Source organism: Komagataeibacter ossonobensis (genome assembly GCF_057359305.1).
This window is the reverse complement of the sequence record NZ_JBXAYQ010000024.1, coordinates 1-23,124: the sequence shown is the minus strand read 5'-3', so window position 1 is coordinate 23,124 and position 23,124 is coordinate 1. Positions and strand designations below refer to the sequence as shown.

At 59.4% G+C, this 23,124-nt stretch carries 19 protein-coding genes; 12 read left to right on the top strand and 7 right to left on the bottom strand.

The annotated features are described in order from the left end of the window. Positions 1 to 2 precede the first annotated feature (2 nt). Positions 3 to 821 carry an FTR1 family iron permease gene (locus tag AC1RQ9_RS12770; protein ID WP_193732595.1) on the top strand — a complete coding sequence of 273 codons (819 nt, stop codon included), beginning with the start codon at positions 3 to 5 and terminating at the stop codon, positions 819 to 821. Between the two features lie 9 nt (positions 822 to 830). Here the strand turns inward: AC1RQ9_RS12770 and AC1RQ9_RS12765 are convergent, their stop codons facing one another. Next, positions 831 to 1,934 carry a glycerophosphodiester phosphodiesterase family protein gene (locus tag AC1RQ9_RS12765; RefSeq protein WP_485987245.1) on the bottom strand — a complete coding sequence of 368 codons (1,104 nt, stop codon included), beginning with the start codon at positions 1,932 to 1,934 and terminating at the stop codon, positions 831 to 833. Positions 1,935 to 2,551: 617 nt separating this feature from the next. On the opposite strand from AC1RQ9_RS12765, the gene AC1RQ9_RS12760 reads away from it, so the two are divergent. Genes AC1RQ9_RS12760 through AC1RQ9_RS12750 form a run of 3 tightly spaced genes read left to right on the top strand, consistent with a single transcriptional unit; the run spans position 2,552 to position 6,205 of the window. Beyond that, positions 2,552 to 3,175: a sorbitol dehydrogenase family protein gene (locus AC1RQ9_RS12760; protein ID WP_485987243.1), complete on the top strand. Its 624-nt coding sequence runs from the start codon at positions 2,552 to 2,554 to the stop codon at positions 3,173 to 3,175. Between the two features lie 17 nt (positions 3,176 to 3,192). Next, positions 3,193 to 4,830, top strand: a complete 1,638-nt coding sequence (locus AC1RQ9_RS12755; RefSeq protein WP_485987242.1) for a GMC family oxidoreductase — start codon at positions 3,193 to 3,195, stop codon at positions 4,828 to 4,830. After that, positions 4,823 to 6,205 carry a c-type cytochrome gene (locus AC1RQ9_RS12750; protein ID WP_485987240.1) on the top strand — a complete coding sequence of 461 codons (1,383 nt, stop codon included), beginning with the start codon at positions 4,823 to 4,825 and terminating at the stop codon, positions 6,203 to 6,205. Before AC1RQ9_RS12755 ends, AC1RQ9_RS12750 begins: the two co-directional genes overlap by 8 nt. Before the next feature lie 526 nt (positions 6,206 to 6,731). Here AC1RQ9_RS12750 and AC1RQ9_RS12745 read toward each other — a convergent pair. Both AC1RQ9_RS12745 and AC1RQ9_RS12740 read right to left on the bottom strand, forming a co-directional pair. Further along, the gene (locus AC1RQ9_RS12745; RefSeq protein ID WP_485987238.1) at positions 6,732 to 8,123 is read right to left on the bottom strand and encodes an NAD-dependent succinate-semialdehyde dehydrogenase; all 1,392 of its coding nucleotides are present in this window, start codon (positions 8,121 to 8,123) and stop codon (positions 6,732 to 6,734) included. Between the two features lie 238 nt (positions 8,124 to 8,361). Continuing rightward, entirely contained in the window at positions 8,362 to 8,814 is a 453-nt protein-coding gene (locus AC1RQ9_RS12740; protein WP_193732589.1) for an Rrf2 family transcriptional regulator, read from the bottom strand. Between the two features lie 188 nt (positions 8,815 to 9,002). Here AC1RQ9_RS12740 and AC1RQ9_RS12735 point away from each other — a divergent pair, with 188 nt between their 5' ends. The 3 genes from AC1RQ9_RS12735 to AC1RQ9_RS12725 all read left to right on the top strand — a co-directional run bounded on the left by AC1RQ9_RS12735 (position 9,003) and on the right by AC1RQ9_RS12725 (position 11,458). After that, a complete protein-coding gene (locus AC1RQ9_RS12735; protein ID WP_485987237.1) occupies positions 9,003 to 9,731 on the top strand; it encodes an IclR family transcriptional regulator in 729 nt (242 codons plus the stop codon). Positions 9,732 to 9,821: 90 nt separating this feature from the next. Then, positions 9,822 to 10,217 (top strand): GlcG/HbpS family heme-binding protein, encoded by a 396-nt coding sequence (locus AC1RQ9_RS12730; RefSeq protein ID WP_485987236.1) that lies wholly within the window; start codon positions 9,822 to 9,824, stop codon positions 10,215 to 10,217. A 23-nt stretch (positions 10,218 to 10,240) separates the two neighbouring features. Next, the gene (locus AC1RQ9_RS12725) at positions 10,241 to 11,458 is read left to right on the top strand and encodes an MFS transporter (protein WP_485987235.1); all 1,218 of its coding nucleotides are present in this window, start codon (positions 10,241 to 10,243) and stop codon (positions 11,456 to 11,458) included. Positions 11,459 to 11,557: 99 nt separating this feature from the next. Here AC1RQ9_RS12725 and AC1RQ9_RS12720 read toward each other — a convergent pair whose 3' ends face one another. Together AC1RQ9_RS12720 and AC1RQ9_RS12715 are read right to left on the bottom strand one after the other, a co-directional pair. Further along, a complete protein-coding gene (locus AC1RQ9_RS12720; RefSeq protein ID WP_485987234.1) occupies positions 11,558 to 12,526 on the bottom strand; it encodes a D-2-hydroxyacid dehydrogenase in 969 nt (322 codons plus the stop codon). Positions 12,527 to 12,571: 45 nt separating this feature from the next. Next, on the bottom strand, positions 12,572 to 13,477 hold the full coding sequence (locus AC1RQ9_RS12715; protein WP_485987233.1) for a delta(1)-pyrroline-2-carboxylate reductase family protein: 906 nt from the start codon (positions 13,475 to 13,477) through the stop codon (positions 12,572 to 12,574). A gap of 405 nt (positions 13,478 to 13,882) precedes the next feature. Here AC1RQ9_RS12715 and AC1RQ9_RS12710 point away from each other — a divergent pair, with 405 nt between their 5' ends. After that, entirely contained in the window at positions 13,883 to 14,110 is a 228-nt protein-coding gene (locus AC1RQ9_RS12710; protein ID WP_193732583.1) for a (2Fe-2S)-binding protein, read from the top strand. A gap of 310 nt (positions 14,111 to 14,420) precedes the next feature. Here AC1RQ9_RS12710 and AC1RQ9_RS12705 read toward each other — a convergent pair whose 3' ends face one another. Both AC1RQ9_RS12705 and AC1RQ9_RS12700 read right to left on the bottom strand, forming a co-directional pair. After that, on the bottom strand, positions 14,421 to 15,929 hold the full coding sequence (locus tag AC1RQ9_RS12705) for a sodium:solute symporter family protein (RefSeq protein ID WP_485987232.1): 1,509 nt from the start codon (positions 15,927 to 15,929) through the stop codon (positions 14,421 to 14,423). Continuing rightward, positions 15,926 to 16,102, bottom strand: a complete 177-nt coding sequence (locus AC1RQ9_RS12700) for a DUF3311 domain-containing protein (RefSeq protein WP_010506883.1) — start codon at positions 16,100 to 16,102, stop codon at positions 15,926 to 15,928. The genes AC1RQ9_RS12705 and AC1RQ9_RS12700 overlap by 4 nt, the downstream gene beginning before the upstream one ends. Before the next feature lie 561 nt (positions 16,103 to 16,663). Between AC1RQ9_RS12700 and ppdK the strand changes: the two genes are divergently transcribed. The 4 genes from ppdK to AC1RQ9_RS12680 form a co-directional block, all read left to right on the top strand. Continuing rightward, entirely contained in the window at positions 16,664 to 19,339 is a 2,676-nt protein-coding gene (gene ppdK / locus AC1RQ9_RS12695; RefSeq protein WP_193732580.1) for a pyruvate, phosphate dikinase, read from the top strand. Between the two features lie 73 nt (positions 19,340 to 19,412). Continuing rightward, positions 19,413 to 20,288 (top strand): pyruvate, water dikinase regulatory protein, encoded by an 876-nt coding sequence (locus AC1RQ9_RS12690; protein WP_193732579.1) that lies wholly within the window; start codon positions 19,413 to 19,415, stop codon positions 20,286 to 20,288. 575 nt (positions 20,289 to 20,863) lie between these two features. Further along, the gene (locus tag AC1RQ9_RS12685; protein ID WP_485987231.1) at positions 20,864 to 22,204 is read left to right on the top strand and encodes a B12-binding domain-containing radical SAM protein; all 1,341 of its coding nucleotides are present in this window, start codon (positions 20,864 to 20,866) and stop codon (positions 22,202 to 22,204) included. Between the two features lie 52 nt (positions 22,205 to 22,256). After that, positions 22,257 to 23,124: thiamine pyrophosphate-binding protein (locus AC1RQ9_RS12680; RefSeq protein ID WP_485987230.1), on the top strand; the 868-nt coding region annotated here is incomplete at its 3' end.

Here is a 23,124-nt window from a genome sequence, read left to right as displayed (position 1 = left end):
GAATGCTGGGAAGTCTGCTGATCGTCTTTCGTGAAGTCATGGAAGCGGGACTGATCGTGGGTATCGTGCTGGCGGCGACACAGGGCATTCCCGGGCGCGGGCGCTGGGTTGCCGGTGGCATTGCGGCGGGTGTGGCGGGGGCTGCGATCGTGGCCGTATTCGCGGGCAGCCTGTCCGCGGCCCTGTCGGGCAATGGGCAGGACGTGTTTTCCGCCACCATCCTGTGTATCGCGGTGCTGATGCTGGGCTGGCATACGGTGTGGATGACCCGCCACGGACGCGAAATGGCGGGGGAGATGAAGACGCTGGGGGCGGAGGTCGTATCCGGTGAACGCTCGCTGGCCGCCATGTCCGTCGTTGTCGCCGTGGCCGTGCTGCGCGAAGGGGTGGAGGTCGTGCTGTTCCTTTACGGCATCGCGGTCTCGACCCATTCCGGACCGGTGGCCATGCTGACCGGGGGCGCGCTGGGCATTGCGGCGGGGGCGGCGCTGTCGTGGCTGTTGTACCGGGGGCTGATCGTCATTCCACTCAGCCGGCTGTTCAGTGTGACGGGACTGCTGATTGCCTTTCTGGCGGCGGGCATGGCCAGCCAGGCGGCGGGCCTGCTGGCGGGGGATGACCTGATCCCCGCGCTTGGCTACGAGGTATGGGATACATCATGGCTGCTGTCCGATGGCAGCATGGTCGGGCGTGCGGCCAAGGCGCTGCTGGGTTATTCCGACCGGCCCATGGGGGTGCAGGTCATCACATGGGCAGTGACGCTGGCGGCCATGATCATCGCGACCCGCCTTGTGCGCGGGCGGCCTGCCGCTCGTGCCTGACGGGTGGCCCTAGCCGCGCAGGGCAAGGCGGCCGATGGCGGGATCATCGGTAAAGAAGCCATCCAGCCCCATATCCAGATAATGCCGGATTTCCGCGATTGATCCCTGCGGGTTACGCGCAGTGTCGCCTGCGTCATTGCGCAGGTGGGCGGGCAGGAAGTGGTTTTCGGGCCGGAAGGTATAGGAATGCACCAGCAGGCCCGCACGGTGCGCATCATCTATCAGCGATGTTGGCGCCTGCCATGCGCCGGTTGCGTCACGCGGTATGATGTCCGCATTGGATGGACCGATCACATCCGCATAATCCCGCACGCGGCGTAAACCCTCAGCGGTCATGAGATCGCCAAAGGTGACGGGACTGGCGGTACCCACCGTATCGGGAACATGTTCGGTGCGTTCGCCCATCAGCAGCATCAGGCGCGCCTGCGTGTTGATCGCCTGCACCCGACCGTGCAGCAGGCGCAGGGGGCTGCTTTCAAAGGACTGGACCTCCAGCGGGCAGTAGCGGGTATATTCGTGCGCCGCGATGGTGTGCAGGAACGTCTCCTCCGGTACAAAGCCAAGCTGGTGGAAATGCGTGGCGTTCTTGATTTCGGGGATCAGCCCGATCATGCGTCCGCGGGTTGCGGCTTCGGCTGCAACGAAATCGATGATTTCCTCGAAGGTCGGAATATCAAAATGCCCGTCATAGCGCGTGTTGGCCGCGCGTATGTCGGGCAGACGTTCACGCGCGCGCAGGGTCTTGAGTTCGGCCAGTGTGAAATCCGTGGTGAACCATCCGGTTTCGCTCACGCCGTCAATGGTCTGTGTGCGTCGGCGCATGGCGAATTCCGGGTGGCTGGCCACATCCGTGGTGCCGGTAATATGGCTTTCATGACGGGCGACCAGCACGCCGTCCTTTGTGGGCACAAGGTCGGGTTCGATATAATCCGCGCCATCCGCGATTGCCTTGGCATACGCGGCCAGCGTGTGTTCGGGCCGCAGGGCGGACGCGCCACGATGCGCCATGACGCAGGGCAGGGGTGCCAGTGACGGGGCGGCGAAAGCCCGGCGTGCTGTCATGGCCGCCATGCCCGACAGGGCGCCCGTCATGATCAGTCTGCGTGTCAGCATGAATCCCGTTCCGGCCTGTTGTGTGACAACAGTCGGGGAAGATCATGTGCAGTGCAATGGGATTTGCAATGTCATTGACCCTGGGGGCGTGTGGGTATCCGGTAGGGAATATCCGTGCCACGGACCTGTATTATCGGGACAGGGCGGGGTCTTGTTCCGGAAGATGAACGCCCGTTGCCTGAAAAGCTTCATATATTGCCGGTTCCTGAATGAATAAATGATACAGGTATGGCAATACATGGCAGTTCATATCGTCTGGATGTGGTTATCTTGTCGCGGACAAGTAATGATGCAGGGTATATGCATGTTTGTCATGTTCTGTCGGGTATTGTTTTCGCCCCGGTGGCGTCCTGCATGGGATGGCATAAATGATATGTGACCGACTTTGCAATGCGTGGCATATTAATAGGGCAGATGTCTTTACAAAACATGTCTGTATAATGGTTTTGCCGCTTTTACTCGCTGAACGTGAATCTGCTATACGTTAATATGGGAGTATAAAAGGTTGCAGACCCGGCGTAAGTGGCGGTATCGGTGATGGCATTATTGCATCCCGCACGGTCATGCCTGTTTTCCGGCATTCCTGCTGGACCAACATGCATGAGAGGCGACGCCAGATGGCTGCAGAACAGCCCAGTTTTCCCACCAATATCCACCTGTCCACCCCCAATGCCATACGGATGAACCGCGCATTGCGCATGTCGCGTCGTGACATGCTGCTGGGTGCGATGGGGGCCGCCGCCGTGGTGTTTGGCGCGGGCCGGGGCATTGCCGCCACCCCTGATGCAGGGGCGCAGGATGCGGTCGCACCGCTGTTCCTTGCGCTTTCGCGCCGCCTGACCGACCGCGAGGTGCTGGATGACCGTATCAGCAGCGCGCTGTATGCCCGTATCATCAAGGCAACGCCCGAACGCCGTGACCAGATACAGAAGCTGCATGACCTGATGGCAGGCGGCAAATTCGACAGCGCCCGCGAACTGGCTAAAGCTGCCGAACATAGCGACGCCGCGTTCAAGGACGTCATTCATGACATCATGACGGCATGGTACCGTGGTGTTGCCGATGAAAAGGTGGTTGTGTACCGATCCGCGCTGATGTTCGACATCACCAAGGATGCCATCTATCCCAAGACCTACGCTGCGGGCGGGCCGTTCTACTGGACCCAGACCCCACCGGAAGTGGCCGTTCCAACTGGCGAACCTGCCCTTTCGCCTTCGAAATTCGTTGTAGAACCCACCTGATATCCGGAGCATCCTCCATGCCTTCCGAACAAGACCTTTCCGCAGACGTCGTGATCGTCGGATCCGGCGTCGCTGGCAGTTCCATTGCCAATGAACTGGCGCGCGCGGGTATTTCCGTCATCGTGCTGGAAGCCGGCCCCCGTGTCGACCGCCAGCATTTTGTCGATAATTTCCGCAACCTGGAAAACAAGCCCTCCTATCAGGGGCCGTTTCCCTGCGTGCCCTGGGCCGAACATCCACCCAACCAGATAACGCCGAACAAGTACCTGCACACGACCGGACCGGATGCCGAAGCCTACCAGCAGGTCTACCTGCGCATGATGGGTGGCACGACATGGCACTGGGCCGGGTGCGCGTGGCGTTACCTGCCGTCGGACTTTGAACTGAAGACCCGTTATGGACAGGGCCGTGACTGGGCGCTGAAATATGACGACCTCGAGCCGTTCTATTACCAGGCCGAGGTCATGATGGGCGTCTGTGGCCCGGATCCGGCGGTGGAAGATCTTGGTTCGCCGCGCAGGCAGCCCTATCCGATGGATGCGCTGCCCATTTCCTATGCCGCGGAGCAGTTTCGTACCCTGATCCGTGACAAGACCCCGTATCGCGTCGTGCATGAACCACAGGCCCGCAACACGCGGCCCTATGACAACCGCCCGACCTGTGAGGGACATAACAACTGCATGCCGATCTGTCCCATCGGGGCGATGTATAACGGCAGTTATTCCGTCTACCATGCCGAAGCGGCGGGTGCGAAGTTCGTGCCCAACGCGGTGGTGTACCGGATCGAACGTGACAGCGCGAACAAGCGTGTCACCGCCGTGCATTATTACGACCCTGAAAAGGGATCGCACCGTGTGACCGGCAAGTATTTCGTCATTGCGGCGCACTGCATCGAAACCGCGAAGCTCATGCTGTACTCGGCCGATGAACAGAGCCCCAACGGCATCGCCAACAGTTCCGGCCATGTCGGCCGCAACATGATGGACCATACCGGCGTACAGGTCACGTTCATCAGTGGTGACAAGGCGCTGTGGCCCGGCCGTGGTCCGCTTGAAACCAACGTGATCGATAACTTCCGTGATGGTGACTGGCGTAACGAACGTGGCGCGTACCTGGTGCACATGGTTGATGACAACCAGGTGGACCTTGCAACCGCGCTTGCCATTTCCAAGGGGTATGTCGGCAAGGAACTGGAGGAGCAGATCCGCTATCTTGCTTCCCATACCGTGCGGCTGTTCAGCCATAACGAAGGGCTGGCCGATCCCGACAACCGGCTGACCCTGAGTGCCACATACAAGGACGCGCTGGGTATTCCCCACCCGGAAGTCTATTACAAGCTGCCTGAATATACGGTGAAAAGCTGCGAACACACCCGTGGGCTGTTCAAGGACCTGATCGGTCTCATGCATGGCACGGATGAACAGTGGACACCGGGTTACTTCCCGCAGGACCATCCCGCCGGTAGCACCATCATGGGCACCGACCCCAAGGATTCCGTGGTTGACGGCTTCTGTCGCACACATGACCACGAAAACCTGTTCATCGCGAGTTCGTCCGTTTTCTCATCGGTCGGAACCGGCAACATCACCCTGACGGTCGCAGCACTTGCCTTGCGTGTTGCCGATACGCTTAAAAAAGAACTGACCCATGCCTGACGTTAAACGCAAGATCCTGTGGTCGGTTCTGGTCACGGGCACGGCCCTTGCTTCGCTGTCTGCAATGCCTGCGCGGGCGGATGATCCTGCTGCGCCCCCGCCGGCTGCAACATCGGCGGCACCCCCGGCGACCCCGGCAGCCGCCCCTGCAGCGGATCTTATGGCGCGTGGCGAATATATCGCGACGGCCGGTGACTGTGTTGCCTGTCATACCGCGCCGGGGGGCAAGCCCTTTGCCGGGGGGTTGCGCATCACCACGCCCATGGGTGACGTCGTTTCGACCAACATCACGCCGGACCCCGATCATGGCATCGGAAAATATACGGAAGAGGATTTCGAAAAGGCCGTGCGCCATGGCCTGCGCCGTGATGGCAGCCGCCTTTATCCCGCAATGCCGTATGTATCCTATTCCGGCATGACGGATGATGACGTGAAGGCCATGTATGCCTGGTTCATGCATGGGGTGAAGCCGGTGGCCGTAACGCCGCCGGTAACGGAACTGAACTTCCCCGCCAACCTGCGTATCACCATGGCGGTGTGGAACCTTGTCGCGGGCAGTGTCGCGCCTGAAACCGGGGATTCCGCCACGTATGACAAGATGCGCCGTGGCAAGTATCTGGCCAACGCCCTTGAACATTGCGGAACCTGCCATACGCCACGCAACATGATGCTGAGCGAGAAGGAAGACAGCTATCTTGCCGGTGCGCCCCTTCTGGGCTGGTATGCGCCCAACATTACCTCAAGCAAGACAAGTGGCATCGGCAACTGGAGTGAAGATGACCTGGTCACCTATCTCAAGACCGGTCATGTCGCCGGTCTGAGTCAGGCCGCGGGACCGATGGGCGAGGCGGTTGAACACAGCACCAGCCACCTGACCGATGATGACATGCATGCCCTTGCTGCCTACATCCTTCAGGTCCCGGCCAAGGAAGATGAGGCCGAGCATGGCCCACGTGAAGCATTCGGGCAGGCGCTTGACGTGCCGGATATCCGTTCGGGCGATCTGACCCGGATCGACAAGCTTGATGAAATGACCGGCCCGCATATTTATGATGCGAACTGTGCGGCCTGTCATGGGGGTAACGGCGCGGGCACCAGTGACCATTACGCGCCGTCGCTGTTCCATAATTCGGTTGTGGGGTCCGCACATCCAGATGACCTGATCATGACGGTCCTGAACGGTGTGGACCGGACGGCGGGCGGCCTGCATGCCTACATGCCCGGCTTTGACCATGGTTCCGATGTGCAGCGGTTGAGCAATACCGAGGTCGCGGCCCTGGTCAATTACGTGACTGCCACGTTCGGCAGCGGCGACCATGGGGTGACACCGGACCAGGTCGAAAAGATGCGCAAGCAGCTTCCCAAGACGCCGTAACAGGATACGAAATCCCGGCAGGCCTGATAACGCTGCATGATATGGCGTAAAGGCTGCCGGGGTTTTCTGTATATCTGTTTGGAAACAAATTATTGCTAATAAAAAATAAAAGTTTTGGGTGCCCCCTTTTTTTAGAGGCGACATTCTTCAAAGCCTTTAAAAAAAGCTTCACCAAAAACTTTCTTATGATTTCAGACTATTTTCTGGTCTGACTGATTCAGGCAGCCCCATACAGATCGTGTGACCCAACAGGATTGGTCCTGACGGCCTGATCTCCTGTTGTGCCGTATACATGGATGCATGGCGCCACCCTGTAGTGCGCATGAACCATGTATTTCATAGGGCTGGCAGCGTCTGTTTTTATGTAACTGGATCAGTTTACATAAAATTGGAACGGATAATTATTTCTTATTGTAAAAAGGTGTCTGGCGAAAGGAAGCCGGACAGGCCACCGGCTGCCCAGCGGGTCAGCCAGTGGCGCGGCCTGTGTTCATGACAGGCCGCGTGTCTGGAGATAGTGACCCGATCAGAACGGGGCGTCGATATCCACGACATCAATCAGCTTGTGATTGACGAATTCCTTGATGCCAAGACCGATCAGTTCGCGGCCGTAGCCCGAACGGGCGACACCGCCGAAGGGCAGGTCGGCCTTCACCATGGTCGGGTGGTTGACGTACACCATGCCGGTATAGATCTGTTCAGCCACCTTCACGCCGCGCTGGGTGTCTCGCGTAAAGACAGCGCCGCCCAGACCGTAGGGGGAGTCATTGGCGATACGGACGGCGTCCGCATCATCCTTCGCACGGTACAGCTGGGTGACCGGGCCAAAGAATTCCCAGTGACGGGCTTCGTTGTCCTTGTGCAGGTTGGTCATCAGCAGCGGACGGAAGAACGCACCCTTTTCGGGTACCGGCGCGCCAATGGTTTCAACAACCGCACCATGCTTCTTGGCTTCTTCAACCTGCGCCATCAGGTCGTCAGCCGCTTTCTGCGATGACAGCGGTGCCAGCGTGGTGGCCGGGTCCATCGGGTCGCCAGCCTTCAGTTCGGCAACGCCCTTCTTGTACAGTTCGACAAACCTGTCATAGATGGCATCGGCCACAATCAGGCGCTTGGCGGACACACAGACCTGACCAGCGTTCCAGTGACGACCGAACACGGCCCATTTGACGGTCTTTTCCAGATCGGCGTCATCCAGCACCACGAAGGCGTCGGAACCACCCAGTTCCATGGTGGACTTCTTCAGCGCTTTGGCCGCGACACCTGCGATGATGGTGCCCGCACCTTCGGAACCGGTCAGGGCAACACCACAGACGCGCGGGTCGCTCAGGATCATTTCCGTGTGGTGGCGCGCGGCGTACAGGTTGCGGAACCCACCCTTGGGCAGGCCGGCTTCCGCCATCAGGCTGTCGAAAGCCGCCGCGCACTGCGGCACGTTGGAAGCGTGCTTGAGCAGCACCGTGTTACCGGCCGAAAGCTGCGGCGCGATGATGCGGGCGATCTGGTAGTACGGGAAGTTCCACGGCTCGATCGCAAAGACAATGCCCTGCGGCTGGTGGATCAGGATGGCGTCGCCTTCCTTCGGATCCGCGACCGGCAGTTTTTCTGGCGCCAGCAGGCGTTCGGCATGCGTTGCGTAGTATTCAAAGATTTCGGCCGACAGGATGGTCTCGGCCTTCGCCTCGGCAAAGGTCTTGCCCATTTCCAGCGTCGCCAGGCGGGCGTATTTGTCGATATCGCGGCGCAGGATCTGGCCTGCCGCCGTCATGACCTTCGCGCGTTCGGCAAAGGATGTATGCCGCCAGGTCTTGAAAACATCATATGCTTCGGTCAGTGCGGTCTGGACTTCCTGATCCGTGGCATTGGGAAACGTCTCGAGCGTCTCGCCAGTATAAGGGTTGGTCGTAGCGTAAGCCATTGGCAGTAGGTTCCTCAGAGTTTCGTCAAGAAGTATATATTTCACCAGCAGGCGTGCAAGAATCGTTTCAGGTATCACCAACCCTTGAAACGTGCAAAAAATCATTGTCCCGCATGGTTGCGGAATACGCCGGACAGGGGAAATCTGCCGGTTTTCCGCGGTTAGATCAGTGATCGGCCCCGGCAGGCGTGGAATTGTAAAATGGAGTTCATTCCACAACCCCAACGGGCATATGGGATCAGACGGGCAGGGGACGACCCAGGCGCTGGCGTTCCTGATCCGTTATGACATCAGCAAGCGTATAGTGGTCCATGACGGCGATAAAGGAACCCAGCGCTTCCCCCAGTACGCCCCGCAGGCGACAGACATCCGCCAGGATGCAGCTGGTGGCCTTGCTGTCTGCCTCCGCAGGGTGCATGCATGTGACCAGCGCCATGTCTTCTTCCGTATGGCGCACCACGTCCCCCAGCACGATGGCGCTTGCCGGCCGTCCCAGCTTCAGGCCGCCATTACGGCCCCGGATGGTTTCGACAAAGCCGGCCTGACCCAGCTTGTGTATGATCTTGACCAGATGGTTTTCCGAAATGCCATAGGCCTGCGCCACTTCACGGATGGACGTCAGGCGATCCGTATGGATCCCCAGATAGATCAGTGTCCGCAGGGCGTAATCTGTATGCAGGGTCAGGCGCATGGAAGAAGATATATACGATCTGCATATTTTTTTCCAGACCCGGGAGCAAGATAACCCGACAGGTTTCTGTTCCGTTCCGGGTTATTCGGGGGTGATGAAATCCTGTAGGGATCATTCTGGTCCGAAACCTGCGGCACAATGCACAGGCAGGGCAGGATATCCCTGATATAGCCGGAAACATATCGCCCGTGGAAAAAATACCCCGACTGATCCAGTCCATCGAACGTTCAGCCGCCATCTTGGAAATCATTGCACAGAAGGGTGGTTGCGCAAGGCTGCAGGACATTGCCGCGATATCGGGACTGGGCAAGACGACGGCGCACAACATCCTCCAGACCCTTGACCATCTGGGATATGTGCAGCGCAGGCATGGGGACGTGCGCTACCATCTGGGGGGGCGTATCCTGAACCTTGCGCGCATCGCGGGCGACGACAATGTCCTGCGTGCGCGGTTGCGCCCCGTCATGCAGGCGATTGCACGGGACAGTGGCATGACCGTCTATCTGGCCGTGCCCAGTGGGGACGAAGCGGCCTATCTGGAGGTGTTCGAAAGCCATGACGGGACAGCCGATGGCAGGCCGCCGCTGCATGAACAGCTTGAAGGTTCTGCGGTGGGGCTGGTGTTCCTTGCGTTTGTGCCTGGCTTGCGCAAGCGGGTTATGGCGACCCGCGTTGGCGCACTGGATGTCCGGACCCTGACCCGGATCGAGGCGGTCAGGGTAAAAGGCTACGCGATTGATATCGGGGCCTGCCGCCCCGGCTGGAACTGTGTCGCCATTCCATGGCGTGAACGGGGGGAAGTCCGCGCCAGCATCGGCCTGACCGGCCCGGCGTCCCGTCTGTCCCGCACCTGTCTTGCGCAACTGGGGTGGATGATGATGCGGTATGTGGAACAGGTATCAGTTCAACAATGTTGAAGAAATGGCGCGGTCACGTCTTTGCATGTTTCATTCCGCAGGCGTGTGTCTAACCTGTCTTTATTCTTCGCAAGACAGAGGGTTTTTACCGTGCAGCTTTCCCGTGCCATGTCCCTACTTGACGCCGCCCGGTCCGAGGCGGAACATCTGGGTGTCAGCGTCAGTATTTCCATCGTGGATGCGGCAGCGTGGCCCATGGCCTTCATCCGTATGGATGGCTGTCCGCTTGGCGCGATCGAGGTCAGCCAGAAGAAGGCCCGCACGGCCGTCCTGTTCCAGATGGACAGCGCCGTATTCGGCACGATCGCGCATCCCGATGGTGCGGCCTACAGCCTGGAAAACACCAATGGTGGCCTGACCAGCTTCGGTGGCGGTGTCGTGCTGAAGGGGGCGGATGGCGTCGTGCTGGGCGCGATCGGCGTGTCGGGCGCCAGTACGGAAGATGACATTGCCATTGCCCGTGCTGCCACGCAGCCTGCCGCCTGATTGCCCTTTTTGGATGGTACGTCATGTCAGATAACACGCAGCCCAAGGGCGCGATCACGCAGGTCGCGCCCCCGCATGGGAAAACCGCTGCTTTCTTCATCCTCACATTTGGCACATTTGTCGTGGGGACGGGGGAATTCGCCATCATGGGCATGCTGCCGGAATTCGCCGGGTCCCTCAGATTGTCCGTGGCTGATGCCGGTTATGTCATTACCGCCTATGCGCTGGGTGTGGTGATCGGTGCGCCGCTCATCACCATTCTGGGCGCGCGGCTTTCGCGGCGTGAACTGCTGCTGGTGCTGCTGCTGCTGTTCTGTTTCGGGAATATCCTGAGCATTGTCATGCCGACGCCCGGACTGGTGGAGGTCGCGCGTTTCATTACCGGCCTGCCGCATGGGGCACTATTCGGGATTTCCGCACTGGTTGGCGCATCCATGGTGGAACGCGCGCGACGGGGCTGGGCCGTGGGGCGGGTGCTGTCGGGTATTGCCATTGCGACCCTGATCGGTGCGCCGTTTTCAACATTCGCCGCCAATCACCTGGGCTGGCGTATGGCGTATCTTACGATCGCCATTCTTGGTTTCGTCACGTTCCTGGGGGTGTGGCGCTATATTCCCGCCGATCAGCCAAACCGGCAGAATTCTCCCTTCCGGGAAGTCAGCGCCATGGGCAATGCGCAGGTGCTGCTGACATTGCTGACCGCGGCCATCGGCTTTGGCGGCATGTTTACGATCTATACCTACCTGACCAGTGTGCTGCAGAATGTGACCCACGTGCCCGAATGGGAATCCATGGTGTATATGGTGGTATGGGGCGCGGGCATGCTGGCGGGTGCCAATGCGGGCGCATGGCTGGTGGACCGCAACCTTGACCTTGCCGCACTGATCGCGCTGGCAGGCAGTGCCGTGGCCATGCTGGTATTTCCCTATATCCTGCACAGCCAGATCGCGCTGATGGCTGACGTGTTCCTGGTGCCAACCTTTGTCAATGCGCTTGGGCCTGCGTTGCAGACACGCCTGATGGATTTTGCCGGGGATGCGCAGACGCTTGCGGCCTCCCTCAATCATTCCGCGTTCAATATCGCCAATGCCGTGGGGGCGGCGGGGGGCAGTTTTCTGCTGGCACGACAGTTCGGTTACGGCGCGCTGGGCTGGGGTGGGGCGTTGTTTTCAGTGGGGGGGCTGATTGTCTATCTGCTTGCGCTGATCATGCTGAAAAAGCATGCCGGGGAAAGTATCTGAACAATAATAAAAATTTATGCGTGCCGCCTTTTCCCAAAAGGCGGCATTCCTTGAAGCTTGAGAAAGCTTCACCACAATTTTCTTTAATGATTCATATTTTCATACAATCTGGTTACGCAACGGACCGCCGGTTTCCAGCGCCCTGATATTATCCAGTAAAATATCCACGACATTGTGTTCATAGAACTGCGTTTCCCCCGCGACATGGCTGGTCATGACCAGATTGGGCAATTGCCACAGCGGGGAAGTGGGGGGGAGCGGTTCATCCGCATAGGTGTCGAGGGCAGCACCCGCGATGGCGTTCGTGCGCAGGGCGGCGATTAGGGCGGTTTCATCCACGACCCGCCCACGCGCCACGTTGATAAGGCAGGCATCGCGCTTCATGGCGGCAAAGGCGCGCTGGTTCATCAACCCTTCGGTCTGTGGGGTCAGGGGGCAGGTCAGCACGATATGATCGGCCTGACCCATGGCGGCATGCAGGTCATCGGCCATAACCTGTGTAACGCCGGGCACATCCAGCGGCCGCGTGCTGTGGCGCATGCCACAGACGCGCATGCCCAGCGCCAGACAGATCCGCGCCAGCCGGTCGCCAATGGTGCCCATGCCCACGATCAGCACCGTTTTGCCGGTCAGTTCCTGCAGGCGGGGGCGGCCATCCATGCCGGTGCCCGACCAGTGGGTGCGGTGCTGGTTATCGCGTGCCTCATACAACCGGCGTGACAGGTTGAGCATCAGGGCAAGTGCATGTTCGGCAACCGCGGCGGCATTCGCCCCGCGCGCATTGCACAGATGGATGTTGCGTGCCCTGATCTGTTCCAGATCAAACTGCTCCACCCCCGAACTGATGGACTGTATCAGTTTCAGCCTTGGCGCGCGTTCCAGCAGGGTGTCGCGCCATAACATGGACACTACCAGTATTTCTGCCTGTGGTATGATCTGTTCCAGCTGCGTGAATGTCTGTACCTGCACACAGGGGGGACTGCCAGGGCGTTTTTCCAGTTCCGCGCGGATATCGTAATATTCATGCGCGACATAGATTGTCTGCGCAGGGCTGTTTATCTGGTTCATGGCCATTATCCTCCTGCAGGGTGGGAAACGGATCTCGGTACAGGGTTATTCCGCCCCATGCAGGCGCGCCACCCGGCAGGCTGCCAGATCCCATGCGGAACATCCGACGGATTTGAAAAAAACGGGTCTGCCATCAGCAGGCGGCCCGTCATCCAGTGCGCGGGACAGGGGATGGACATTGTTCCAGTCCACACCGGCCTGATACAGGTCGCCTGCCTCGACCGGTGCGCCGATGGCGTCATCCACGTACAGCGCGCTGCCTGCTATGGTTTCCGGTCCGATTTCAACCATGTCGGTCCGGTAGGCGCCTACACCAATGACCAGACAGTCCGCGCGGGCGGGTTCATTATAAATGACCGACGTGCTGGCCGTGACGGTGATTATGACATCAAACGGTTCCTCCTGCGCTTTTTCAGGGCGCAGGGTAAGGGCGGGTGTCTGGTGTTCCAGGCAGAAATCCCGTGCCCGTTGCAGCGTGCGCCCGCGAATGGCAACGGTAATGCCGGGATACAGGGCGCATAATGCCTGCAGGTGGGCCAGTGCCTGCGTGCCGGTGCCAATGACCAGCACGCGCCGGACCGGGCCGCGCGCCAGCGTACGGATACCCAGCATGCTGACCGCGGCGGTGCGACGCATGGTGACGGTTGGCCCGTCAAGTGTGAACAGGAAACGCCCGGTGCAGGCTTCGGCGCAGATGACCTGGCCCTGTATGGTTGGCAGGCCAAGGGCGGGATTGCCGCCAAACAGGGTCAGCAGTTTTGTGACCATGATATCGCGGCCAACCGATGGCATGGTCATCAGCGCGCCTGCATGGTCATGGGTGCGCACGGTTGTCCGTTCCGGACACTGGATCTGGCCCCGTTCCAGTTCCTGCATGGCGAGCGCCAGCGCGTTGACCAGGGGGGGAAACGGCAGGAAGTCGCGCGTTTCCTGATCGGAATATATTTTCATGCCCACCGCCCCGTACCGGTATGGATATCTGGCAATGACTACGCCAATGCCGGTGATTGATATTGCTGCTTATTCTGTCGATTTCATCTGCCATGTGCAACGACGTGGCCATGGCTGCCCCCTTTGTTTCCCTGCAAGGGGAAGGGCGGATTGCAGGTTCCGGTCTCGCAGTCATTGTTGTCACGATATTGCGGCCACGCAGGAAGGAGGCGACAGGACAGGATGCCCGGTTTGTCCAAACCCTTACAAAATTATCGCACGTAATGATAATGGTAACATGTGAATATGAATCCGGCGTGGGAGACCGGCAAGCGCTCGCTGCTTCAGAGAGCGTGAAATAAGTGTATTGCGATTTGTTCTCATTCGTGATTATGGTGTGTCCACATCATCGATTGGGATAGATAAATGTTTGTCTGCTCCTGCAATATGCTGACCGATACAGATGTGGAAACAGCCGCGCGTAATGGGGCTGTCCGGCCTAAGGAAGTTTATGAATCCAAGGGATGTCGTGCCCAGTGCGGCAACTGTGTACCAGGCGTGGTGTGCCTGTTGCGGCAGATTGCCCGTCAGGGCCGCGCGAACATTGCGGATACCATGAACAGGCATGCTGAAATCGTGTCACAGGCAATGTAGAGGACTATGTGGACAGTCATCTCTGCAAACCCATGCAATCTTAAAAGTTTTTGATGAAGCTTTTTTCAAAAAGCTTCAGGATTCGTTGCCTTTTATGGGAAAAGGCAACGCCCGAAAGGCTTTATTTCCGGGGCTGCTTTCAAACAGTCTCGGCCCGCCGGATTCTTTCCGGTACGCATGGCCTGACATGCGCATCCAGCCCGCCAATACAGAAAACGGCCCCGGTCATATGACAGGGGCCGTAATTTTGTGAAAATGCCAGGGATGCGTTCATGTGACGGTTCCACACCACATGAACGTCGGGCAGGGTTCAGCGCCGGATGCTGCCCGGGCGCAGGGTGGATGGGGAAGCCCCCAGCGCCAGCCGGATCATGGCCCCCAGCAGCAGGGTCACGGCAATATTGATGCCCAGCGCCAGCAGTCCGGTTGAAACGGACGCCGAAAAACCGGCAAACGCGACCGGATGCACCGGCTTCAACCCATCAATCCAGCACAGCCCCAGCCCGGTAACCGACCCGATTACCCACCCCGCAACCAGCGCAGGGGCGGGCAGGCGCAGCGGCAGCAGCCCCATGATCAGTGCGGGAAAGGTCTGCAGGATGATGACCCCGCCCAGCAGCTGCAGGTCGATGGCGAATTTGGCGTTCAGGAAGATTACGCAGCCCAGCGCGCCAACCTTGACCGCGAATCCGGCCACGCGCGAACCGGTTACCGAGTCGCTGCGGTGGGGCAGGATGTTATGCATGATCAGGTTAGCCGCCCCGATCGCCATGACGGATGCGGGTACCAGCGCTCCCACGGCGATTGCGGCAAAACAGAACCCCGCGAACCATGACGGGAAAATCGCAAGGAAAAGTTGCGGCACCACCTGGGATGAAGATGTCGTCACGATCCCCGCCGCATGCGCCATAAGCCCCAGCAGCGCGATCAGTCCCAGCACAATGGTATAGGCAGGCAGGAAAACCGCATTCTGCCGGATCGTATCGGCCGATTTCGCCGCCAGGATCCCGGTCAGCGTATGGGGATACAGAAAGGCGGCAAAGGCCGAGGACAGGGCAAGTGTTGCATAGGGCACCACCTGCCCCTGCGCCACGATATGGCCGTCCGGCACGCCGGGCAGGTGGCTGGCTGTCGAATGGAACATCGCCCCGTACCCGCCAAGGTGGATCGGCACGATGATGACCGCCGCCAGCACCGCGATATAGATCATCACGTCCTTGATGAAGGCGGTCAGCGCGGGGGCATGCAGCCCACCCAGCCACGTATAGGCGGCAAGGGAGACAAATGCGATCAGCAGCGGCAGCGTGCCGGTGAAGCCAAGCGCCTCGATCACCGTGCGGATGCCGATCAGCTGCAGCGCGATATAGGGCAGCACGGCGACAAGCCCGCTGACCGCCACCATCAGTTCCAGCGTCCGGCTGCCAAAGCGCGCGCGTACGATATCCGCCGCCGTGGCATGGCCACCGTCACGCGCGATGGTCCACAGCCGGGGCATGACGGCAAAAATGAAGGGATAGACGATAATGGTGTAAGGCAGCGCGAAGAAACCGAACCCCCCGGTGGAATAGACCAGCGCCGGTACGGCAATGACCGTATAGGCGGTGTAGAAATCCCCGCCCACCAGAAACCATGTGACCCAGGCGCCGAATTCACGCCCGCCCAGTCCCCATTCTTCCCCTTCGCTATGACTGTCTGTGCGCTTGCGGCGGTTCAGCAGTGGTCGCCATAGCCGCACCGTGCTGCCCAGCATGATGGTGGCAACGAAACAGACGACGAATACGCTGATGGCGGCATTGTCAGGCAGGATTGCTGTGTTCATGACTGACGGTCCGTTTTCCATGCCATCCAGATCAGGACGGATGTGACCGGAACCCACGCAAACTGGTACCAGTAGAAAAACGGGAAGCCGAACAGCACCGGGTCATGCCGGTTGTACAACGGAACCCACAGGAGACCCGCAAAGGGCAGGAGGAGGAATATGGTTTTTTTCATTTTGACCGTGACTTCTTGTTTTTTTGTGTGGCCGCAGGGGATGTTTCTGGAAACAGGGCGCAGGTGTCAACATAATTGAGATGGTTTCAAAGTAATTTTGAAATTTTTAAGCATATTTTTTGTAATTACGTTTTTATTATTGTGCGCTGCGCAATTCTTTTGTTGCATTGCACAACTGCTGGACATGCTTTGGCAGAATGGAATTGACTAAAAATTAATTTAAAAAAATAATAACTAATATCATTAAATATAATATTTAAGGCGCTTCGTCATGCCCTTCTGCGCCCGTCAGGGATAAAAAATTTCATATAATGCATTGTAAAATAAAGATTTATGAAAAATTTTTCCTGTTGGTCATGCCTGTCGCCATGTCGGGGGCAGTCGGCATCAATCATACGGTGCGCTAAAATAGTGATTGCCCGCGCTTGCCCGTGGCGGTTATTTTCAATGCCCGGACCTGCCAACAACAAACAATACTAATAGCGCGGTCGCCTGTTTTTTTACCCTGTTCCGGATCAGGCGTCATTTCTGACAGACGGACGCGCGTAGGAACGAACAGACATGACCAAATGGGTATACAGCTTCGGAGATGGCCTGAACGAGGGGCGCGCGGATATGCGCAACCTTCTGGGCGGCAAGGGTGCCAACCTGGCGGAAATGGCTGCAAATGGCCTGCCCGTACCGCCGGGCTTTACCATTACAACGGAAGTCTGTTCGGCCTTTTATGAAAATGGCCGGAAGTATCCCGCCGCGCTGGAGGCGCAGGTCGCCGCCGCCCTGAACCGGGTCGAGCAGTCGATGGGCCTGCGTTTTGGCGATGCTAACGCGCCGCTGCTGGTCTCGGTCCGTTCCGGCGCGCGCGTGTCCATGCCGGGCATGATGGATACCGTGCTGAACCTGGGCCTGAATGACGAAACGGTGGAAGGGCTTGCCCGCTCCTCCGGTGACGCGCGGTTCGCATGGGACAGCTACCGCCGTTTCATCCAGATGTACGGCTCGGTCGTGATGGGCGTGCCGCATCATCATTTCGAGGACGTGCTTGAACAGTTCAAGCGCGCAAATCGCGTGGAAGACGATACGGCCGTCACGGCTGACCAGTGGCGCGCCATCGTGGTGGACTACCGCCATATCATCAGCACCCATGCCGGGACCGAATTCCCCACCAACCCGCATGACCAGCTTTGGGGCGCCATTGGCGCGGTATTCGGCTCATGGATGAACCCGCGCGCCAATACGTACCGCAAGCTGCATGAAATCCCGGCCTCGTGGGGGACTGCGGTCAATGTGCAGTCCATGGTGTTTGGCAACATGGGCGATGACTGCGCCACCGGCGTATGCTTCACGCGCGACCCGTCGACGGGTGAAAACATTTTCTATGGTGAATACCTGATCAACGCGCAGGGCGAGGACGTGGTGGCGGGCATCCGTACCCCGCAGCCCATGGCCTGCGCCCGTGCCGAGGCCGGTCAGCACCCGATGGAAACCACGCTGCCCGAAGCCTATGCCGAGCTGCTGCGTGTGCGTTCCGTGCTGGAAACCCATTACAAGGACATGCAGGACATCGAATTCACCGTCCAGCGCAATGTCCTGTACATTCTCCAGACCCGTAACGGCAAGCGCACGGCCGCGGCGGCACTCAAGATTGCCATCGACATGGCGCGCGAGGGGCTGATTACGCAGGAAGAAGCCATCCAGCGCGTTCCCGCCGCATCCCTTGACCAGCTGCTGCATCCCACGCTGGACCCCAAGGCCGAACGCGTGCAGCTGACCCGTGGGCTTCCGGCCTCGCCTGGCGCCGCCGCCGGTGCCGTCGTGTTCACGGCGGAGGAATGCGAAGCCCGCGCGGCAAAGGGGGAGGACGTGATCCTCGTCCGGATCGAGACCTCGCCCGAGGACGTGCATGGCATGCACGCCGCCCGTGGCGTGCTGACCACCCGTGGCGGCATGACGTCGCACGCCGCCGTTGTCGCACGTGGCATGGGCCGCGTGTGCGTGGCGGGTGCGGGCAGTATTCATGTCGATTACGCGGCAGGAACCATGACCGTCGGGTCGCACACCGTGGCGCAGGGGGAATGGATCACGCTCGATGGCGGGACGGGGGCGGTCTATCTTGGCCGTGTGCCGACCATTGAACCCACGCTGTCGGATGATTTCAATACGCTCATGGGCTGGGCGGACACGGTGCGCCGTCTTGGCGTGCGGGCCAATGCCGAAACACCGGACGATGCGCGGACCGCACGTCGCTTCGGGGCGGAGGGGATTGGCCTGGCCCGTACGGAACACATGTTCTTCGGTCCTGATCGGATCGGTTTCGTACGCCAGATGATCATTGCTGATGATGAAGCCGTGCGGCAGAAGGCGATTGCCGCCCTGCTGCCGTTCCAGCGTGATGATTTCGCCAGCCTGTTCCGTATCATGGCGGGTCTGCCGGTGACGGTGCGCCTGCTGGATCCGCCACTGCATGAATTCCTGCCGCATGCCGAAGCTGAAATGGCCGAAGTGGCGAACGCACTGGGCAAGAGCGTGGATGATGTGCGCGCGCGCTGTGCCGCACTGGCTGAAACCAATCCGATGCTGGGCCACCGTGGCTGCCGCCTTGGTCTGACCAGCCCGGAAATCTATGCCATGCAGGTGCGCGCGCTGATCCAGGCGGCGGTTATGGTGGAAAAGGAACTGGGCAAGCCCATCCGTCCTGAAATCATGATCCCGCTGGTGGCGACGCAGGCCGAACTGGCCACCACCCGCCGTGCCGCGGAAGACGAGATCGCACGCGTGCTGAAGGAAGAGGGCACGAACCTCAACTACTACATCGGCACCATGATCGAATTGCCCCGCGCGGCGCTGCAGGCGGACAAGATCGCGGAATATGCCGATTTCTTCTCGTTCGGGACGAATGACCTGACGCAGACGACATTCGGCCTGTCGCGCGATGATGCGGGTTCGTTCCTGCCGTACTATGTTGATAACGGCCTGCTGCCGCGCGACCCGTTCGTGTCCATTGACCGTGATGGCGTGGGCGCGCTGGTCCGCCTGGGTGTGGAACGCGGGCGGCAGACCTGCCCGGACCTGAAGCTGGGCATCTGTGGTGAACATGGCGGTGATCCGGATTCCATCGCCTTCTTTGATGAAGTCGGGCTGGATTACGTCTCATGCTCGCCCTTCCGCGTGCCGGTGGCCCGTCTTGCCGCGGCACAGGCGGCGCTGGCCACACGGCAGAAAGCCGGGCAGGCTGCCTGAGGCAGGCCGTTCGCACGCAACATAACCATCAGGGACGCCCCACCCGGCGTGGGGCGTCCTGTCAGGCAGGGCCATGGGCGAAGTTATCCTGCATCTTGTCTCCGAAGCGACAGGGCAGGCGCTGGAGGCGGTCATGCGCGCCTGCAGTGCCCAGTTTCAGGGGGCGGCGTTTTCACCACGTAACTGGAACCTGATCCGCACGCGCGTGCAGGTTGCGCGCGTGCTGGCCGGGATCGGGGATGAACCGGGACCGGTGCTGTCCTCGCTGACCTCACCGGACCTGCAGAACATGCTGCGCATGGGGTGTGCGCGCATGGGGGTGCAGGTCAAGAACATCCTTGATGGCACCATCCATTTCCTGGAACAGCAGACCGGGATCGTGGCCGAACGCCACCCAGGCGGCCAGTATGTGATGGATGATACATACCGGCGGCGTATCGACGCGATGCAGTACGTCATTTCCCATGATGACGGACAGAAAACGACGGACCTGACCAAGGCGGATGTGGTTCTGGTGGGCGTATCGCGCACGTCCAAGACACCGACCTGCTTCTACCTTGCCAACCGTGGGATACGGGCGGCCAATATCCCGCTGGTGCCAAATGCGCCGCTGCCGGCCGCATTGCAGGATTTTCCCGGCCTGGTGGTGGGGCTGACGATTGACCCTTATACCTTGCTGGAAATCCGGCGTTCACGCGTGGGGATGATGCTGCCCGGCCGTTCGATTGCAACCCCCGGCATGTCCGCAACCTCGGTCAGGCCATATATCGACCCGCAGAGCGTGCAGGAAGAACTGCAATGGGCGCGGCGTCTGTGCACACGACATAAATGGCCGGTCATAAACGTGACCCATCGCTCGGTAGAGGAAACGGCCGCAGCCATTATCGACATGCTGGAGCATGATGGCGTGACCGGGACCTCACCTGATCTGGACTGGCCCGGACCGTAAGCCCGCGCGTCTTTGGGTGAACATGCCATTCCGCGTGGCATGAGACTGCAGTACAGCCTGCCGGATGCCATGGAACATGGCACGGCAGGCCGTACCAACTGGACCATGTCGCATGGTCCGCCAGTATTTCCGCCAGAAATGATGGATTGCCCGCAGCATCCCGTGGGCATGTCGTGTCGCCTGCGCCGTGAACGGACGTGGCGGGTGCGGCCTTGTGATGTTTTCTTGTGCTCCCATGACGTGGGACCGCGAGACATTGCAGGCTGCAGGCATTCTTTTGGCTGAAATGCAGATATGCAGCAGGCTTTAACCAGATATGTGTAATATTAGAGTTTAGATAACGATTTAAATAATAATCAAAAATTATGTAAATAATAAAAAAGTAATAATAGTAATTATAAAATAAATAATCATGCAATTTTTTGATAGGTGAAATATGTGTATTCTATACAAAGATGAATGATTATGTGCTGTTTATTTCGTGCAGTGGACATGTGGGACAAAAAACGTACGATATGAGAAAGAGTTATTTATCAGGATATTCCTTACCACATCCGGGTCCATAGAGCTGAAGCATGTCCAAGACAGATCTCAAGCTGCTGATTATCCAGCCATCGCATTACCGGTCCAAGACCGACCGGACCATTTTCAAGACCAAGCGACGGCAGATGGTGCCACTCGCCCTGCCGTACCTTGCTGCCCTGACCCCGCGGGAATGGACGGTCACCCTGCTGGATGAACAGCTTGAGGATATCGACTTCGATGTGCCGGTGGATGTGGTCGCCCTGTCGGCGTGGACGCTGCATTCTCCACGCGCCTATGACATCGCGGCTGAATTCCGCCGCCGTGGGGTCAAGGTCATCATGGGTGGCCCGCACGCCTTCTTCTATGCCGACGAAGCCGCCGAACACTGCGACGCCGTGGGTGTGGGGGAAGCCGAACCGATCTGGAAAACCATGCTGGAGGACGCGGCCGCCGACCGGCTGCAGAAGATCTATCGCGCAGCGCCCCTGAAGGAACTCAACGACCTGCCGTCGCCGCGTTATGAACTGCTGGACCTGAAGAAATTCGGGCCTTTCCGCACGTTCGCGGTGCAGTCCTCACGCGGGTGTCCGTTCGTGTGTGATTTCTGTTCGGAACGCTTCTATCTGGGCGGGCGCTACCGCTGGCGGCCGGTGGACCAGATGGTGGCCGAACTGGAGCGGATCAAGGACAAGGGCAGCCACTTCTTTTTCGGGGAAAGTAATTTTGGCGGCAAGAAAAGCCGCGCGATGGAACTGATGGAGGGCCTGGTACCGCTGAAGATCCGCTGGTCCACGCTGTGGTCATCCAATCTGTGCCTTGATACCGCTTTCCTTGACCTGGCCCAGCGCAGCGGCGTGATGCACGTGAATATCGGCATCGAAAGCATTGATGAAGAAATGCTGCAGGGCATGAAGAAGGGCTGGAACAAGGCCAGCCGTTATGGCGAGATGTTTGACAACCTGCGCAAGCGTGACATCAGCTACTCGCTCAACTTCATCTTCGGTTATGATGATGAACATCCCGATGTCTATAACGCGACCCTGTCCTTCCTTGAGGCGCACAAGGTGCCTGCGGCCTATTTCAACATCCTGACCCCCACCAAGGGGACGGCCCTGTTCGAACGCATGAAAAAGGCCGGCCGCATCATCGACCCCGAGGACATCGACCGCTGGCCCGGGCAGGTCTGCCATATCTGGCCCAAGAACTGCACGCCGGGCCAGATGGAACAGCGCATCCAGACCATGTATCGCAAATTCTACAGCATGCGCTCCATGGTGCATCGCCTGCCGTTCCCCCGGACCCGGTCGGACATGTCTTCATGGATTCTGAACCTGACCGAACGGCGCATGGCCTTTTCATCCACGGGAAACAATGATTTTGATATCTATTGAATCCCGCCCGGCCAATTCAGGCCGGGTGGCAACAGGTTAGGGAAGTGACGGCATGCGCGGATCAATCGGAAGTATGCTGCTGGACCGGCTCCGGCATATCGGTGTTTCGCGCATTTATGGCGTCCCGGGGGATTATAACCTCGAATTCCTTGAACTGGTCGAACGCACGCCCGGCATTGAGTTCATTGGCACCTGCAATGAACTCAATGCCGCCTATGCGGCTGATGGCGACGCGCGGATGGCGGGTATCGGGGCCGTGCTGGTAACCTATGGCGTGGGTGACCTGTCCGCGCTGTCCGCCGTGGCGGGTGCGTGCGCCGAAGGCGTGCCGGTGGTGGTGATTTCGGGCATGCCGCCCATGCATGCCATCCAGTCGCGCGCCCTGGTGCATCACACCCTGGCCGATGGCGATTACGATAACGTCATGGCCTGCTACCGGCAGTTTACGGTTGCCAGCGCCCGCCTGCTGCCTGCAACCGCCGTGACGGAAACCGATCGCGTGCTGCACGCCGTGCAGACGCACAAGCGCCCGGTCTATATCCAGTTCCCCTCCGACATCTGTTATGTGGATGTTGACGTGCCGCCGCCGTCACCGACGGTTGTAAAATCGGATCCTGCCCTGCTGGCGCAGGCGGTCGGGTGGGTGGTGCAGCGCATTGCGCAGGCACGTCAGCCCGTGGTGCTGGTGGACGCCATGGTGCGCCAGTACGGATTGCACGACCTTGTGCTGCGTCTGTGTACGCAGCGCGGCATTCCCTATGCAGCCCTGTCCACCGCGCGCACGCTGCTGCCGGAATCCGGGGCGTTGTGGCTGGGTCCGTATGGGGGCCACGCATCTGCCCCAGGTGTTGCGGATTATGTAAGGAATGCTGATTGCGTGATCGGTCTGGGTGTCAGGTTTGTCGATTCCACCTCGGGTT

Excerpts from the sequence above, each read along its gene's own strand:
- AC1RQ9_RS12710 (WP_193732583.1), top strand. The coding sequence starts at position 13,883 with ATGTTTGTCTGCTCCTGCAATATGCTGACCGATACAGATGTGGAAACA.
- AC1RQ9_RS12760 (WP_485987243.1), top strand. The coding sequence starts at position 2,552 with ATGGCTGCAGAACAGCCCAGTTTTCCCACCAATATCCACCTGTCCACC.
- AC1RQ9_RS12755 (WP_485987242.1), top strand. The coding sequence starts at position 3,193 with ATGCCTTCCGAACAAGACCTTTCCGCAGACGTCGTGATCGTCGGATCC.
- AC1RQ9_RS12700 (WP_010506883.1), bottom strand. The coding sequence starts at position 16,102 with ATGAAAAAAACCATATTCCTCCTCCTGCCCTTTGCGGGTCTCCTGTGG.
- AC1RQ9_RS12720 (WP_485987234.1), bottom strand. The coding sequence starts at position 12,526 with ATGAACCAGATAAACAGCCCTGCGCAGACAATCTATGTCGCGCATGAA.
- AC1RQ9_RS12690 (WP_193732579.1), top strand. The coding sequence starts at position 19,413 with ATGGGCGAAGTTATCCTGCATCTTGTCTCCGAAGCGACAGGGCAGGCG.
- ppdK (WP_193732580.1), top strand. The coding sequence starts at position 16,664 with ATGACCAAATGGGTATACAGCTTCGGAGATGGCCTGAACGAGGGGCGC.
- AC1RQ9_RS12765 (WP_485987245.1), bottom strand. The coding sequence starts at position 1,934 with ATGCTGACACGCAGACTGATCATGACGGGCGCCCTGTCGGGCATGGCG.
- AC1RQ9_RS12685 (WP_485987231.1), top strand. The coding sequence starts at position 20,864 with ATGTCCAAGACAGATCTCAAGCTGCTGATTATCCAGCCATCGCATTAC.
- AC1RQ9_RS12715 (WP_485987233.1), bottom strand. The coding sequence starts at position 13,477 with ATGAAAATATATTCCGATCAGGAAACGCGCGACTTCCTGCCGTTTCCC.
- AC1RQ9_RS12740 (WP_193732589.1), bottom strand. The coding sequence starts at position 8,814 with ATGCGCCTGACCCTGCATACAGATTACGCCCTGCGGACACTGATCTAT.
- AC1RQ9_RS12770 (WP_193732595.1), top strand. The coding sequence starts at position 3 with ATGCTGGGAAGTCTGCTGATCGTCTTTCGTGAAGTCATGGAAGCGGGA.
- AC1RQ9_RS12725 (WP_485987235.1), top strand. The coding sequence starts at position 10,241 with ATGTCAGATAACACGCAGCCCAAGGGCGCGATCACGCAGGTCGCGCCC.
- AC1RQ9_RS12745 (WP_485987238.1), bottom strand. The coding sequence starts at position 8,123 with ATGGCTTACGCTACGACCAACCCTTATACTGGCGAGACGCTCGAGACG.
- AC1RQ9_RS12750 (WP_485987240.1), top strand. The coding sequence starts at position 4,823 with ATGCCTGACGTTAAACGCAAGATCCTGTGGTCGGTTCTGGTCACGGGC.
- AC1RQ9_RS12705 (WP_485987232.1), bottom strand. The coding sequence starts at position 15,929 with ATGAACACAGCAATCCTGCCTGACAATGCCGCCATCAGCGTATTCGTC.